We start from the raw sequence: 13,064 nt of genomic DNA, 5'->3' as shown, positions 1-13,064 counted from the left end.
CAGCGCCCGGCCCCACGGGGCGGGCGTTTCGCTTCCTCCCCGTCGGGCCGGGCGCTGCCCTGAGCATCTTGAGGCAGTGGTTCCTCATAAACCCCGAAGCAGATCAGCGGCAGCCGACGGCCCCTTGGCATCCGGCCCGCCAGCTTCTCCTCCAGCGCATAGCCCAGCTCATAAGACGCATAGCCCGCCAGCCAATGCCCGGTGTCCCGCGCCGCATCCAGCGCCGCCAGCGCAGCAGGCACCTCTTCCGGCCCGTCCGCGCGGATCATGCGCAGCGGCTGGTCAAAGCATGTGCCAGCCCCCTTGGGGCCCCGGTCAAAGCGAATCCGCACTGAAAAAATCTCCGCGAGTTTCTTGCCCCCACATATATCTGTTCGCTATGCGAACAAAAGGGGTGGATGCGGCATTTCCAATTCCGTTTCCGATACCCCTTGAACCTTTCGGCGCGGTCCCTATAACGCAGGACAATTTGGGCGCACGTCGGCGCCCGTGATTCAAAGCCTGCTCGCGCGAAAAACCAAAGGAAGCCTGCCATGCCCAAGAGAACGGACATCCAGTCGATCATGATCATCGGAGCCGGTCCGATCGTCATCGGGCAGGCCTGCGAGTTTGACTACTCCGGCGCCCAGGCCTGCAAGGCCCTGCGCGAAGAGGGCTACCGGGTCATCCTGGTGAACTCCAACCCGGCCACCATCATGACCGATCCCGGCCTGGCCGACGCCACCTATATCGAGCCGATCACCCCGGAAGTGGTCGCCAAGATCATCGAGAAAGAGCGCCCCGACGCGCTGCTGCCCACAATGGGCGGGCAGACCGGCCTCAACACCTCCCTGGCGCTGGAAGAGATGGGCGTCCTGGAAAAGTTCGGCGTTGAGATGATCGGCGCCAAGCGCGACGCCATCGAGATGGCCGAAGACCGCAAGCTGTTCCGCGAGGCGATGGACCGGCTCGGCATCGAAAACCCCAAGGCCACCATCGTCACCGCACCCAAGCGGGAAAACGGCACTGCCGACCTGGACGAAGGCGTCCGCATCGCGCTGGAAGCGCTGGACGAGATCGGCCTGCCCGCGATCATCCGCCCCGCCTTCACCCTCGGCGGCACCGGCGGCGGCGTGGCTTATAACCGCGACGACTACATCCACTTCTGCCGCTCCGGCATGGATGCCTCGCCGGTGAACCAGATCCTGGTGGATGAAAGCCTGCTGGGCTGGAAAGAGTATGAGATGGAAGTGGTCCGCGACAAGGCGGACAACGCGATCATCGTCTGCTCGATCGAAAACGTCGACCCGATGGGCGTGCACACCGGCGACTCGATCACCGTGGCCCCGGCGCTGACGCTGACCGACAAAGAATACCAGATCATGCGCACTCACTCGATCAACGTGCTGCGCGAGATCGGCGTCGAGACCGGCGGCTCCAACGTGCAGTGGGCGGTGAACCCGGCCGACGGCCGCATGGTGGTGATTGAGATGAACCCGCGGGTCAGCCGCTCCTCCGCGCTGGCCTCCAAGGCGACCGGCTTCCCGATTGCCAAGATCGCGGCCAAGCTGGCGGTGGGCTACACCCTGGATGAGCTGGACAACGACATTACCAAGGTGACCCCGGCGTCGTTCGAGCCGACCATCGACTATGTCGTCACCAAGATCCCGAAATTCGCGTTCGAGAAATTCCCGGGCTCCGAGCCCTACCTGACGACCGCGATGAAATCCGTGGGTGAGGCGATGGCCATCGGCCGCACCATCCATGAATCGCTGCAAAAGGCGCTGGCCTCGATGGAATCGGGCCTGACCGGCTTTGACGAAGTTGCCATCGACGGCGTCGGCGCCGGTGCGTGGGAGCCCGCAGGCGACACCGCCGCGGTGATCAAGGCGATCGGCCAGCAAACCCCCGACCGGATGCGCACCATCGCCCAGGCGATGCGCCACGGGCTGTCGGATGACGAGATCCAGGCCGTCACCAAATTCGACCCATGGTTCCTGGCCCGCATCCGCGAGATCGTCGAGGCCGAGGCGGAAATCCGCGCCGGCGGCCTGCCCAAGGACGAAGCCGGCCTGCGCGCGCTCAAGATGCTGGGCTTCACCGATGCCCGCCTGGCCAAGCTGACCGGCCAGAAGGAATCCGACGTCCGCAAGGCCCGCCGCGCCCTGGGCGTCAACGCCGTGTTCAAGCGGATCGACACCTGCGCCGCCGAGTTCGAGGCGCAGACCCCCTACATGTACTCGACCTACGAGACCCCCGCCTTCGGCGACGTCGAGTGCGAGGCGCGCCCGTCGGACAAGAAGAAAGTCGTCATCCTCGGCGGCGGTCCCAACCGGATCGGCCAGGGCATCGAGTTCGACTACTGCTGCTGCCACGCCTGCTTTGCGCTGACCGACGCGGGCTATGAGACCATCATGATCAACTGCAACCCGGAAACGGTGTCGACCGACTATGACACCTCGGACCGGCTGTATTTCGAACCGCTGACGTTCGAGCACGTGATGGAGATCCTGCGCGTCGAGCAGGACAACGGCACCCTGCACGGCGTCATCGTGCAGTTCGGCGGCCAGACCCCGCTGAAACTGGCCAACGCGCTGGAGGCTGAGGGCATCCCGATCCTGGGCACCTCCCCCGATGCCATCGACCTGGCCGAGGACCGCGAGCGCTTCCAGGCGCTGGTCAACCAGCTGGGCCTGAAGCAGCCGAAGAACGGCATCGCCTCCACCGATGAGCAGGCGCTGGAAATCGCAGGCGAAATCGGCTTCCCGCTGGTGATCCGCCCGTCCTATGTTCTGGGCGGCCGGGCGATGGAAATCGTCCGCGACATGGACCAGCTGAAGCGCTACATCGCCGAGGCCGTTGTAGTCTCCGGCGACAGCCCGGTGCTCTTGGACAGCTACCTGGCCGGCGCGGTGGAGCTGGACGTGGACGCGCTCTGCGACGGCAAGGACGTGCATGTGACCGGCATCATGCAGCACATCGAAGAGGCCGGCGTGCACTCCGGCGACAGTGCCTGCTCTCTGCCGCCCTACTCGCTTGAGAAGGACATGATCGAGCAGATCAAGGTCCAGACCAACGCCCTGGCGCTGGCGCTGAACGTGGTCGGCCTGATGAACGTGCAGTTCGCGATCAAGGATGATGAGATCTACCTCATTGAGGTGAACCCGCGCGCGTCGCGCACCGTGCCGTTTGTCGCCAAGGCAACCGACAGCGCCATCGCCTCCATCGCCGCCCGCGTGATGGCCGGGGAGCCGCTGTCGAACTTCCCGATGCGCCCGCCCTACGGGCCCGATGCAGGCTATGACGTCGACACCCCGATCGCCGACCCGATGACCCTGGCCGATCCGGACATGCCCTGGTTCTCGGTCAAGGAAGCGGTGCTGCCGTTTGCCCGTTTCCCGGGCGTCGACACCATTCTCGGCCCGGAAATGCGCTCCACCGGCGAAGTCATGGGCTGGGACCGCTCCTTTGCCCGCGCCTTCCTGAAGGCGCAGATGGGCGCCGGCATGGTGCTGCCGTCCAAGGGCCGCGCCTTCATCTCGATCAAGGACACCGATAAAGGCAAACTGATGCTGGAAGCGGCGCAGATCCTGGTGGAGCAGGGCTTCACCCTGGTTGCCACCCGCGGCACCCAGTCCTGGCTGGACAGCCAGGGCGTCGCCTGCGATCTGGTCAACAAGGTCTATGAAGGCCGCCCGCACGTGATCGACATGCTGAAGGACGGCGACGTCCAGCTGCTGATGAACACGACCGAAGGCGCGCAAGCCGTTGAGGACAGCAAGGAAATGCGCTCCGTCGCGCTTTATGACAAGATCCCCTACTTCACCACCGCGGCCGGTTCCAACGCCGCCGCCCGCGCGATCAAGGCGCAGGCCGAAGGGGATGTCGAGGTGAAATCGCTGCAAGGCTAACCCCCTGCGCCGGCACCTCAGCTGCCCCGCATTCGAAAAGCCCCGGCACAGTCCGGGGCTTTTTCATTTCCGTGCTGTCGCCGCACAGGGGTGCAGTGGATCGCGTCGTCCTTCATTTTGAGGAGGCAGGGAATTCGGGACGTCCCGAAGCAGAAAAAGGAAGCAGCCCCGGGGGGGACCAAGCGGGGCTGCTTCACACTCTGCCGCCGCTGTCCGGCGGCAACAGTATCTGTACGCGGGCCGGGCTCAGCCCGCCTGCCGGATCAGCGCCTGCAGGTCATGCCCCAGCGGCGCTGCCAGCGACACGCCCTTGCCGCCCATCCGCGCCTTGGAGGAAATCACCGACACCAGCTGCGGCAGCCGTCCCGGGCGCGTCTGCAGCACCGGCGAGCCGGAGGCGCCGTAATCGACCCGGCAGGAAGTGATGACAGAGCTTTGGCGCGCTGCAATCACCTGGCAGGCGCTTTGCAGCCGCGGCGAGGTGGCATTGCTGTGGGAATAGGACATCACATCCACCTGCGCGCCTTTCAGCGGCGCCGCGGCCAGGGACAAGGGGCGGACGATATCGCCGCTGATCGCACGGTCCAGGCGCAGCACGGCAATGTCGGTGCCGGTCTGGAACTGGCTGGTCTGGCCGTGACGGTAACCGGGATGGATCACCGCCTTGGCGACCTTGCGCGCCGCCTTGGACTGGCGGCCGTTGAGGCCCGCTTCGAACTTTATTCTGCGCGGGTTCACTTGGCGGCCATTGCGGATGTCAAACATGCAATGGGCGGCGGTCAGCACCAGATCGGGCGCTATCAGTGTTGCGGTGCACATCGCGCGGCCGCCGATATTCAGGCGGCCCACCGCCTGCCAGCCCGGCACCGTCTGCACAGCGCTGCCCTGCCCGCCTGCGGCGGCACTGCCCGCGCTGGAGGCTAGGGTAACGGCGATGGCGGCAGCTATTCCCAGTAGTCGTCTCATGACACTCACTCCATGTTCCCACACCGCCAATGTCGGTGAGCTGTGAGGCTGGAATGGGGCCTGCTGCGGTGCCGCGCTGGCAGAAAGATGCGCAGAATGAGACAGGCTTAACAAAAGGTTAACCGGCGCCCGTTCCGCCGGTGCTGGCGCGCGTAAACCCCTTATTTACTTAACGGGCACCGTCAATTTTCGGAAAAACCGATTTTAAACAAGGGAAAATCCCACCTGCTTCGTTAGGAGAAAAATCCATGGTTTTCGCTGGTTTAACGGCTTTTCCGGCGCGGCTGGTAACTTCGCGGCCCAATTGCGGCGCAAATGAGCCTTAACAATCGGCTAAAGCCCGCACTTTGGCCCGCCCAAATGCTTAACCGCTGCCCGCCACCATAGGATGAGCCGGCATGCCCCGTATCGCCCGGCGCCTCACCGCCGCTGCGCTTGCGCCGCGGGCCTGCCTGCGGCATGGATAGGCAACCCCTCATGAACGGAGCCCCGAATGCGCCTGACCCTGTTCCTGACCGCCCTGCTGGCCCTGGCCGCTTGCGACGTGCCGCTGATCCCGCTGATCTAAGACAAAAAAGCCCCGGCACTGCCGGGGCTCTGTTCATTTGGCCCGGGGCACCCTGCCCCGGCCTATTTTTGCGACACCCGCTTGTGCACTTCGGCGGCGCTCTCCACCCGCTCGGAATAACGGTCGGTCAGGTAGTCCTTGCGGCCCCGCACCAGCCAGGTGAATTTCACCAGCTCTTCCATCACGTCGACCAGGCGGCGGTAGAACGGGCCGTCGGGCAGCCGTTCGCCTTCCTCGAATTCCAGCCAGGCCTTGGGGATCGAGCTCTGGTTCGGGATCGTCACCATCCGCATCCAGCGGCCCAGGATGCGCATCTGGTTGACCGCGTTGAAGCTTTGCGAGCCGCCCGAGACCTGCATCACCGCCAGCGTCTTGCCCTGGGTGGTGCGGATGCCGCCCTGCAGCGACAGCGGCAGCCAGTCGATCTGCAGCTTCATGATGCCGGTCATCGCGCCGTGCCGCTCCGGGCTGGACCAGACCATGCCCTCGGACCAGACCGCCAGCTCGCGCAGTTCCGCCACCTTTGGGTGCTCCGCCGCGCCCGCATCATCCGGCAAAGGCAGGCCGGAGGGGTCGAAAATCCGCGTCTCGCAGCCCAGGGCCCGCAGCACCCGCGCCGCCTCCTCTGCCGCCTTGCGGGAATAGCTCACCTCGCGCAAGCTGCCGTAAAGCAGCAGGATGCGCGGCGGGTGGCGCGGATCATCCGGCGCCGCCAGCAGGTCCGCGTCGATCGCATGCAGCTGCCCGTCCGCAATCCCGGGCAGGTCGCTCACATCAGGCGTGTCAGGCACTTTCTTCTTCCAGATGCAGTTTCATATCCAGCAGCACCTGCTGCAGCAGCACCGTTTCCCGCAGCAGCCGCTTGGCCTCATTGACGGTGATGATGCCGTCTTCCATTGCCGCCTGGTATTCGCACATCAGCTGGGCAAACCGCTGGCTGAGGGCAATCACATCCGAGTTCACGCCGCCGCTGCGGCCGGTTTCCTCGGCACTGCCATTGCCGTTGTAGGACAGGGTGATGTTCTTCAGATCCGCCAGCGCCGAGGTCACATGCGGATAGGACGACGCGCTTTCCAGCTTGGCCACCGCGTCCACCGGCATGAACCGGTCGGCATGCTCTGCATTGTCCGAGTAATACCGCCCCAGTGTCGCCTTGGACTTGCCGGTGATCTGGCAGGCAGCTTCGATGCCCACGTCCTTGACCAGCGCCTCTGTGTGCTTTTTCAGATACGTCCCGATTTCCGCCATAAAATTCCTGCCTGGCTTGACCGCCGCGCCCCATGGGGAACGAACCAGTTAATTTCCCATATCCGAGTTGTAGAGGAATTGCGATACCTTATCCATCCCTCAGGTTTTCAGGGATTTAGCAAGTGACATGGTGCGATTGGCATCTGTTGTCCAGTGCAAAGCAGGATGGGTGAGTGACATCCTGCCTTCAGGGTAATTGGTCTGCCCGCAACTTGTGCTCTCCGGGGCAATGGCGATGGCCGCCTAAAAGGGTTTTTTCCACCCTGGCCGCGTCTGCCCTGGAGAGACTTCCCTCCCCGCAAACGCATCGCGGCTTCCGCCAAGAATCCGGTTTCCCCCACGCCTTCGGGCAGGTAAACCCGCCGCCATGGCCAAGCTCTATTTCAATTACTCGACCATGAACGCGGGCAAGTCGACGGTGCTCTTGCAGGCGTCGCACAACTACCGCGAAAACCATATGGAGACCTATCTGCTGACCGCCCGGCTGGATGACCGGGCCGGCGCCGGCAGGATCGCGTCGCGCATCGGCATCGGCGAGGATGCGGATATGTTCGCCGCGGGCGACGACCTTTATGCCCGCATCGGACAGCGCCTGGCCCGCGGCCCGCTGGCCGCGATTTTCGTGGATGAAGCCCAGTTCCTGGAGCCTGCGCAGGTCTGGCAGCTGGCCCGCGTGGTCGATGATCTGCGGGTGCCGGTGCTGGCTTACGGATTGCGGGTGGATTTCCAGGGCAACCTGTTTCCCGGCTCCGCCACCCTGCTGGCACTGGCCGATGAGATGCGCGAGGTGCGCACCATCTGCCACTGCGGCAAGAAGGCCACCATGGTGGTCCGCCAGGACGACCAGGGCCGGGTGATGACCGAGGGCGACCAGGTGCAGATCGGCGGCAATGAAACCTATGTCTCGCTCTGCCGGCGCCACTGGCGCGAGGCCACCGGCGACACCCCGAAAGACAGAACAGCCGCCCTGTAAGGCGGCTGCGTCTTTGCGGTTGCTGGACCAGCCGGGGTTACACCCGGTTCGGCAGCGCCTCGCCCGCGAGATAGGCGGCGACGTTGTCCAGCGCCATATGGCCCATGTTGCTGCGCACCTCCTCGGTGGCGGTGCCCAGATGCGGCAGCAGGGTGGCGTTGTCGAGGTCAATCAGCGCTTGCGGCACCTTCGGCTCGAACTCATAGACATCGAGGCCGGCCCCGCCGATGCGGCCCTGCTGCAACGCCTCGATCAGCGCCGCCTCTTCCACCACTTCGCCGCGGGCGATGTTGATCAGATGCGCATGGCTCTGCATGGCGTTCAGCACCTCGGCGTTGATCAGGTGATAGGTCTCGGCGCCGCCCGGCACCGCCACCACCAGGAAATCCACCTGCCCCGCCATCGCGGTCAGGCTCTCGGCGCGGTCCGCCGGGAAGTCCAGATCCTTCTCCGAGCGCGCCACATAAGACACATCCATACCAAAGCCGAAATGGCAGCGCCGCGCAATCGCCTGGCCGATGCGGCCCATGCCGGCGATGCCGACACGCTTGCCGGTGGCATGCAAGCCCAGCATCTGGGTCGGGTGCCAGCCCTCCCAATCGCCCTTGCGCAGCATCCGCTCGCCCTCGGAGGCGCGGCGCGCCGACATCAGGATCAGCGTCATCGCGATATCGGCGGTGGCATCGGTCACCGCGCCCGGCGTATTGGTCACCTCGACGCCCGCCGCCCGCGCGGCCTCCACGTCGATGTGGTTGTAGCCGACGCCGAAGTTGGCCAGCAGCTTGCAGCGGGGCGTACCCGCCTTGGCAAAAATCTCTGCCGTGAACCTGTCGCCCAGCGTCGGCACGACAATGTCGAACTCCTGGAGCGCGCGCAGCATCTCCGCCTCGCTCATCACCGCGTTGGTTTCGCGGATTTCCAGATCAGCAAAGGCCTCCCGCGCCCGTGCCGTGACCGCTGCCGTCATCGGCCGCGCAATCCAGATTTTCATCTCAGTGCATCCTCCCGCCCAGCGGGACCTTTCCATCAGGCCCGGCCAGGAATATCTCTCCGTTTTCATCCGGCAGGCCCAGAACCAGGATCTCTGACATGAACTTGCCGATCTGCCGCGGCGGGAAGTTTACGACGGCCAGAACCTGCTTGCCCACCAGCGTTTCCGGCATGTAATGCGCCGTAATCTGCGCTGAGCTCTTTTTTACGCCGATTTCAGCCCCGAAATCGACCCAGAGCTTGATTGCCGGCTTGCGCGCTTCGGGAAACGGCTCCGCGCGGACCACTTCGCCCACGCGGATGTCGACCTTCATGAAGTCGTCGAAATTGATCTCAGCCACGCGACAGCTCCTTGGAGCGGTTGGCGGCCGCGGCAACGGCACGGTTCAGCAATGCCGGGAAACCGTCATCATCATCCATCAGCACTTCCAAAGCGGCCTGGGTGGTGCCGTTGGGGCTGGTCACATTTATGCGCAGCTGGCTGGGGCTTTCCTCTGCCGCCTCCGCCAGCGCACCGGCGCCGCCCACGGTGGCCTTGGCCAGCTTCATCGCCAGCTCCGCCGGCAGCCCCTGTGCCTCGCCCGCGGCGGCCAGCGTTTCGATCAGGTGGAACACATAGGCCGGGCCGGAGCCGCTGACGCCGGTCACCGCATCCATCTGGCCCTCGTTTTCCAGCCGCACGGTCTGGCCCACGGCCTGCAGCAGCCCCTCGGCGCGGTCCAGGTCCGCATCACTGGTATGGGCATTGCCGATAATTGCAGTGATTCCCCGGCCCACGGCGGCCGGCGTGTTGGGCATCGCCCGCACGATCGGCGACTGCGCGCCCAGAACATCTTCGAAAGTCGCGATTGAGGTGCCCGCTGCAACGGAAATGAACAGAGTGGAGCCGTTGCCGTAGCTCTGCAGCACGGGCAGCGCCTCGCCCATCATCTGCGGCTTCACCGCGATCAGCACGATCCCCGGCGCCGCGGGCAGCTCTGCGTTGATATGAACGCCGGTGCCCTTCAGCCAGTCCGACGGGTGCGGATCAATCACCCAGACTGAGGATGCGGGCAGTCCGCCCTCCAGCCATCCGGCCAGCATCGCCGATCCCATCTTGCCGCAGCCCAGCAGCACCAGGCCGCGGGCAGCGATATCCTGCATATCCATGTTTCGCCCCTCCCCTTCGTATCAGGTTCAGGGCAAGGTTTACGCCCGCCCGTAAGCCTCTGCAATGGCGACCTGCATCGCCTCCTGCGGGCTGCGCTGGCCCCAGACCGCCAGCTGGATCGCCGGATAGTAGCGCTCCGCATTGGCCACCGCCGCGTGCAGCATCGCGTCGATCTGCTGCGGCGTTGCCATCTGGCCGCCGGACAGCATCAGCCCGTACCGGAACAGCATCAGCTTATGGTCCGCCCAATAGGTGAAGGAGCCTTCCCAGCACTGGTCGTTCATGCAGTTGATCAGCTCATAGAGCCGCGGCAGCTCCGCCTCCGGCGGCTCCATCTCGAAGCTGCAGACCAGCCGCAGGCATTCTTCATAGCCCGACCAGGCCAGCGTCAGCGAATAGGTGCGCCACTGCCCTTCCACCGACATCGCGATCTGATCGTCCCCGACCCTGTCGAAGTCCCAATCGTGGTGCGACGCCAAGGTCTCAACGATGTCGATCGGATGGACGTCTTCTTCCAGGTGAAGCTCGGATAGTGCCATGATGCCACCTCTCATTTTGCCTAGCGCATCAGGGCACAGAGGCGCCCTATAGCTAGGTTTTTGTACTACGGGCCGGGGAGGCATCCCCGCTCCCATACTAGATATGGTGGGGCCGAAAAGGTGATCTGGCAACCCTTTATTTTGGGGATATCTGCAATAACTTGTGGATGAACAATCCACAGCCCCCTAAATGCCGGCTGCGTGACTTTGGCGAACCCCCGGCCCGGGGTAAACCGGAAATCGCCCTTTCAACCGTTGAAATCCGCCGGGCCACTTCCCATACCTTGGGGCGGAGGCCCCCAATGACCATCGAAGACATCTGGCCGCAGTACCGCAGCCGCCTGCGCGCCTTCCTGCGCTCCCGGGTTTCCAACCCCGAAGATGCCGAAGATCTGCTGCAGGAGATCTCGATCAAGGTCTTCACCGGCCTGCCCGCGCTGGAGGACAGCGCCAAGCTGAAGTCCTGGCTGTTCCAGACCGCCCGGCACGTGATCATCGACCACTACCGCAAGGGCGCCCGCGCCAATTCCGTCCACCCGGACGACTTGTGGTACGCCAACGACGATTCCCAGGCGCGCCGGGACTTGGAACGCTGCGTTGAGCCGTTCATCCAGTCCCTGCCCGCCGAAACCGCCCGCATGCTGACCGCCATCGACCTGCAGGGCATGTCCCAGCAGGACTACGCCGACCAGCAGGGTCTGCCCTACTCCACCCTCAAATCGCGGGTGCAAAAAGGCCGCAAGGCGCTGCGCGACGCCTTCGAGGACTGCTGCAACTTCACGCTGGACGCCCGCGGCAGCATTGCGGAATACGATCAGAAATCAGATACTTGCAAAAAATGCTGATCTGACCTTCGTCTTTTTCCCTTGGCGCGCGTCTTACAGGGCGGAACCATCGGAAAAAGGACAACACGATGATCAGGATTATCAGCTTCAAGATCTGCCCGTTCGTGCAGCGGGTGACAGCGCTGCTCGAAGCCAAGGGCCTGCCCTATGAGATCAGCTACATCAGCCTCAGCAGCAAACCGCAGTGGTTCCTCGACCTCTCCCCCACCGGCCAGGTGCCGCTGCTGGTGACCGCAGACGGGACCCCTCTGTTTGAATCCGACGCCATCACCGAATACCTGGATGAGATTTCCGCGCCGCTGCAGCCGGGCCTCACGCCCGAGCAGCGCGCCCTGAACCGCGCCTGGAGCTATCAGGCCAACAAGCACTACCTGGTGCAGTGCTCCGCCATGCAAAGCGCGGACCGGGCGGTCTGGGAGGAGCGCGGTGCCAAACTCGCCAAGGCCTTTGAAAAGGCCGAGGCCCAGCTGGGCGAAGGACCCTTCTTTGCGGGCCGGGCGCTTGGCAACGTGGATATTGCCTGGCTGCCGCTGCTGCACCGCGCCGCCATTGTTGCAGAGCACAGCGGTCACGACATGCTGGCCCCCTACCCCAAGGTCAAGGCCTGGCAGCAGGCGCTGCTGGCCAGCGCCATTCCGCAAAAGTCAGTGCCGGCGGACTTCGATCAAAAGTTTGCGGAGTTCTATCTGGCAGACCGCACATGGCTGGGCCGCGGCGCCAACCTGAACGAAGCGCCCGCGGCACAACCGGCAACCGCCGGCAGCGGCTGCTGCGGTTAACGGCCCCGCCCGGCCAGCCGGCGCCAACCGCCGGCTGGCTTAGGGTCAGCGGAAGGCCGGCCCGTGCGCCCAGACGGTCAGCGACTTGCGCTCGCCGCGGGTGACCGGGGTCACCTGATGCAGCAGGAAGCTGGGAAACACCGTGGCGCTGCCCTGCCCCCGGCTGGCCGCCACCACATGGGCGCCGGGCATGATCTGCAGATCGCCGCCATCATAGGACCCCGGCTTGCTCAGCTGCACCACCAGGCTCAGCTTGCGCTTGCCCGCCACCGGCCCGTCGCCGATGTCGGAATGCCAGGCGAAATGGCCGCTGTCTTCGGACTTGTAGCTCGCGGCCTGCGGGCTTTCGGCAAACTCGCGCAGGTCAAAGCCGAAGCGCTCCTTGTTGGCCCGCCGCACCAGAGAAATCAGCCGGTCCATCACCCAGCCGGTGCCCGGCACGTCGTCCAGCCACACCACGCTGGCGCGGCGCAGGTTGTGGTCCCGGGTCTGCCCCACCAGCAGCGCCTCGCTGTCCGGCTCCACCTCTGTCTTGCGGATAATCTCCGCGCATTCCTGCGCGCTGAATGCATTGGGCACCGAATAAACAGACACCATGCTGCGATCCCTCAGTAGAAGATAGCACAGCATGCACCGGACGCCGCAAACCGCGCTGAGCCGAATTCGACCATGCGGGCGGAAAGCGACCTGTTTTTATCCACAGCCCCGCAGGACAGCTATTCGGGGCATGCAGACCGCCGCAGGGCGGGCAATCTGCCCCCCATTCCACCCGGCATGCGAAAAACAAAAAGCCCACCGCGGCACCACCCCGCAGCAGGCTTCCAGTCTCCGCAGGGCGAGCAATCCGCGCGCCAGCGCCTTGGCTTACTTCTGCGCTGCCTCCAGCGCGTCCAGACGCGCCTTCAGCGCCTCGTTCTCCTCGCGCGCCTTCTGCGCCATCGCGCGCACCGCGTCGAACTCCTCGCGGGTGACGAAATCGCGGTCGGCCAGCCAGCGGTCGATCATGCTCTTCATCGCGGTTTCCGCCTCGTCCCTGGCGCCCTGGGCCACGCCCATCGCATTGGTCATCAGCTGCGAAATATCGTCCAGGATCTTGTTGCGGGTCTGCATGTTCTT

At 64.6% G+C, this 13,064-nt stretch carries 13 protein-coding genes and 1 pseudogene; 4 read left to right on the top strand and 10 right to left on the bottom strand.

Annotated features, from left to right (window positions below; all coding sequences use genetic code 11):
* Positions 1-332: pseudogene (locus AC58NV_RS10265) on the bottom strand (aminodeoxychorismate synthase component I); the annotation flags it as partial.
* Positions 333-533: 201 nt separating this feature from the next.
* On the opposite strand from AC58NV_RS10265, the gene carB reads away from it, so the two are divergent.
* Complete coding sequence (gene carB / locus AC58NV_RS10260; protein ID WP_497227032.1) at positions 534-3,890, top strand: carbamoyl-phosphate synthase large subunit; 3,357 nt, start codon at positions 534-536, stop codon at positions 3,888-3,890.
* Between the two features lie 246 nt (positions 3,891-4,136).
* On the opposite strand, the gene AC58NV_RS10255 is transcribed toward carB, so the two are convergent.
* The 3 genes from AC58NV_RS10255 to AC58NV_RS10245 form a co-directional block, all read right to left on the bottom strand.
* Positions 4,137-4,856, bottom strand: a complete 720-nt coding sequence (locus tag AC58NV_RS10255) for a trypsin-like serine peptidase (RefSeq protein ID WP_497227031.1) — start codon at positions 4,854-4,856, stop codon at positions 4,137-4,139.
* Positions 4,857-5,486: 630 nt separating this feature from the next.
* A complete protein-coding gene (gene arsH / locus AC58NV_RS10250) occupies positions 5,487-6,215 on the bottom strand; it encodes an arsenical resistance protein ArsH (RefSeq protein ID WP_497227030.1) in 729 nt (242 codons plus the stop codon).
* Positions 6,208-6,672, bottom strand: coding sequence for a hypothetical protein (locus tag AC58NV_RS10245; RefSeq protein ID WP_174146469.1), 465 nt, complete (start codon positions 6,670-6,672; stop codon positions 6,208-6,210). The genes arsH and AC58NV_RS10245 overlap by 8 nt, the downstream gene beginning before the upstream one ends.
* A 367-nt stretch (positions 6,673-7,039) precedes the next feature.
* On the opposite strand from AC58NV_RS10245, the gene AC58NV_RS10240 reads away from it, so the two are divergent.
* Positions 7,040-7,645, top strand: a complete 606-nt coding sequence (locus AC58NV_RS10240; RefSeq protein WP_497227029.1) for a thymidine kinase — start codon at positions 7,040-7,042, stop codon at positions 7,643-7,645.
* 37 nt (positions 7,646-7,682) lie between these two features.
* Here AC58NV_RS10240 and AC58NV_RS10235 read toward each other — a convergent pair whose 3' ends face one another.
* From AC58NV_RS10235 to AC58NV_RS10220, 4 genes are read right to left on the bottom strand one after another with little or no spacing between them, the layout of a single operon-like run.
* A complete protein-coding gene (locus tag AC58NV_RS10235) occupies positions 7,683-8,636 on the bottom strand; it encodes a 2-hydroxyacid dehydrogenase (protein WP_497227028.1) in 954 nt (317 codons plus the stop codon).
* Position 8,637: 1 nt separating this feature from the next.
* Positions 8,638-8,976, bottom strand: a complete 339-nt coding sequence (locus tag AC58NV_RS10230) for a tRNA-binding protein (protein WP_174146466.1) — start codon at positions 8,974-8,976, stop codon at positions 8,638-8,640.
* Positions 8,969-9,784 carry a pyrroline-5-carboxylate reductase gene (proC, locus tag AC58NV_RS10225; RefSeq protein WP_497227027.1) on the bottom strand — a complete coding sequence of 272 codons (816 nt, stop codon included), beginning with the start codon at positions 9,782-9,784 and terminating at the stop codon, positions 8,969-8,971. Before proC ends, AC58NV_RS10230 begins: the two co-directional genes overlap by 8 nt.
* A 39-nt stretch (positions 9,785-9,823) precedes the next feature.
* On the bottom strand, positions 9,824-10,324 hold the full coding sequence (locus AC58NV_RS10220) for a type III secretion system chaperone family protein (protein ID WP_366659095.1): 501 nt from the start codon (positions 10,322-10,324) through the stop codon (positions 9,824-9,826).
* Between the two features lie 302 nt (positions 10,325-10,626).
* Between AC58NV_RS10220 and sigZ the strand changes: the two genes are divergently transcribed.
* Together sigZ and AC58NV_RS10210 are read left to right on the top strand one after the other, a co-directional pair.
* Positions 10,627-11,169 (top strand): RNA polymerase sigma factor SigZ, encoded by a 543-nt coding sequence (gene sigZ, locus AC58NV_RS10215; protein ID WP_497227026.1) that lies wholly within the window; start codon positions 10,627-10,629, stop codon positions 11,167-11,169.
* A 68-nt stretch (positions 11,170-11,237) separates the two neighbouring features.
* The gene (locus AC58NV_RS10210; RefSeq protein ID WP_497227025.1) at positions 11,238-11,948 is read left to right on the top strand and encodes a glutathione S-transferase family protein; all 711 of its coding nucleotides are present in this window, start codon (positions 11,238-11,240) and stop codon (positions 11,946-11,948) included.
* A 45-nt stretch (positions 11,949-11,993) separates the two neighbouring features.
* On the opposite strand, the gene AC58NV_RS10205 is transcribed toward AC58NV_RS10210, so the two are convergent.
* Together AC58NV_RS10205 and AC58NV_RS10200 are read right to left on the bottom strand one after the other, a co-directional pair.
* Complete coding sequence (locus AC58NV_RS10205) at positions 11,994-12,545, bottom strand: 2OG-Fe(II) oxygenase (protein WP_497227024.1); 552 nt, start codon at positions 12,543-12,545, stop codon at positions 11,994-11,996.
* Positions 12,546-12,812: 267 nt separating this feature from the next.
* Entirely contained in the window at positions 12,813-13,058 is a 246-nt protein-coding gene (locus tag AC58NV_RS10200) for an accessory factor UbiK family protein (protein WP_497227023.1), read from the bottom strand.
* Between the last annotated feature and the right edge of the window lie 6 nt (positions 13,059-13,064).

The sequence above is a fragment of the Leisingera sp. ANG49 genome (genome assembly GCF_059694505.1).
The sequence above is the reverse complement of the archived record's forward strand: the minus strand, read 5'-3'. Positions and strand labels throughout refer to the sequence as shown.

Bases quoted from the DNA above. Each gene is read 5' to 3' on its own strand.
- carB (WP_497227032.1), top strand. From the start codon at position 534: ATGCCCAAGAGAACGGACATCCAGTCGATCATGATCATCGGAGCCGGT.
- AC58NV_RS10240 (WP_497227029.1), top strand. From the start codon at position 7,040: ATGGCCAAGCTCTATTTCAATTACTCGACCATGAACGCGGGCAAGTCG.
- sigZ (WP_497227026.1), top strand. From the start codon at position 10,627: ATGACCATCGAAGACATCTGGCCGCAGTACCGCAGCCGCCTGCGCGCC.
- AC58NV_RS10220 (WP_366659095.1), bottom strand. From the start codon at position 10,324: ATGGCACTATCCGAGCTTCACCTGGAAGAAGACGTCCATCCGATCGAC.
- AC58NV_RS10255 (WP_497227031.1), bottom strand. From the start codon at position 4,856: ATGAGACGACTACTGGGAATAGCTGCCGCCATCGCCGTTACCCTAGCC.
- AC58NV_RS10200 (WP_497227023.1), bottom strand. From the start codon at position 13,058: ATGCAGACCCGCAACAAGATCCTGGACGATATTTCGCAGCTGATGACC.
- AC58NV_RS10245 (WP_174146469.1), bottom strand. From the start codon at position 6,672: ATGGCGGAAATCGGGACGTATCTGAAAAAGCACACAGAGGCGCTGGTC.
- proC (WP_497227027.1), bottom strand. From the start codon at position 9,784: ATGGATATGCAGGATATCGCTGCCCGCGGCCTGGTGCTGCTGGGCTGC.
- AC58NV_RS10205 (WP_497227024.1), bottom strand. From the start codon at position 12,545: ATGGTGTCTGTTTATTCGGTGCCCAATGCATTCAGCGCGCAGGAATGC.
- AC58NV_RS10210 (WP_497227025.1), top strand. From the start codon at position 11,238: ATGATCAGGATTATCAGCTTCAAGATCTGCCCGTTCGTGCAGCGGGTG.
- AC58NV_RS10235 (WP_497227028.1), bottom strand. From the start codon at position 8,636: ATGAAAATCTGGATTGCGCGGCCGATGACGGCAGCGGTCACGGCACGG.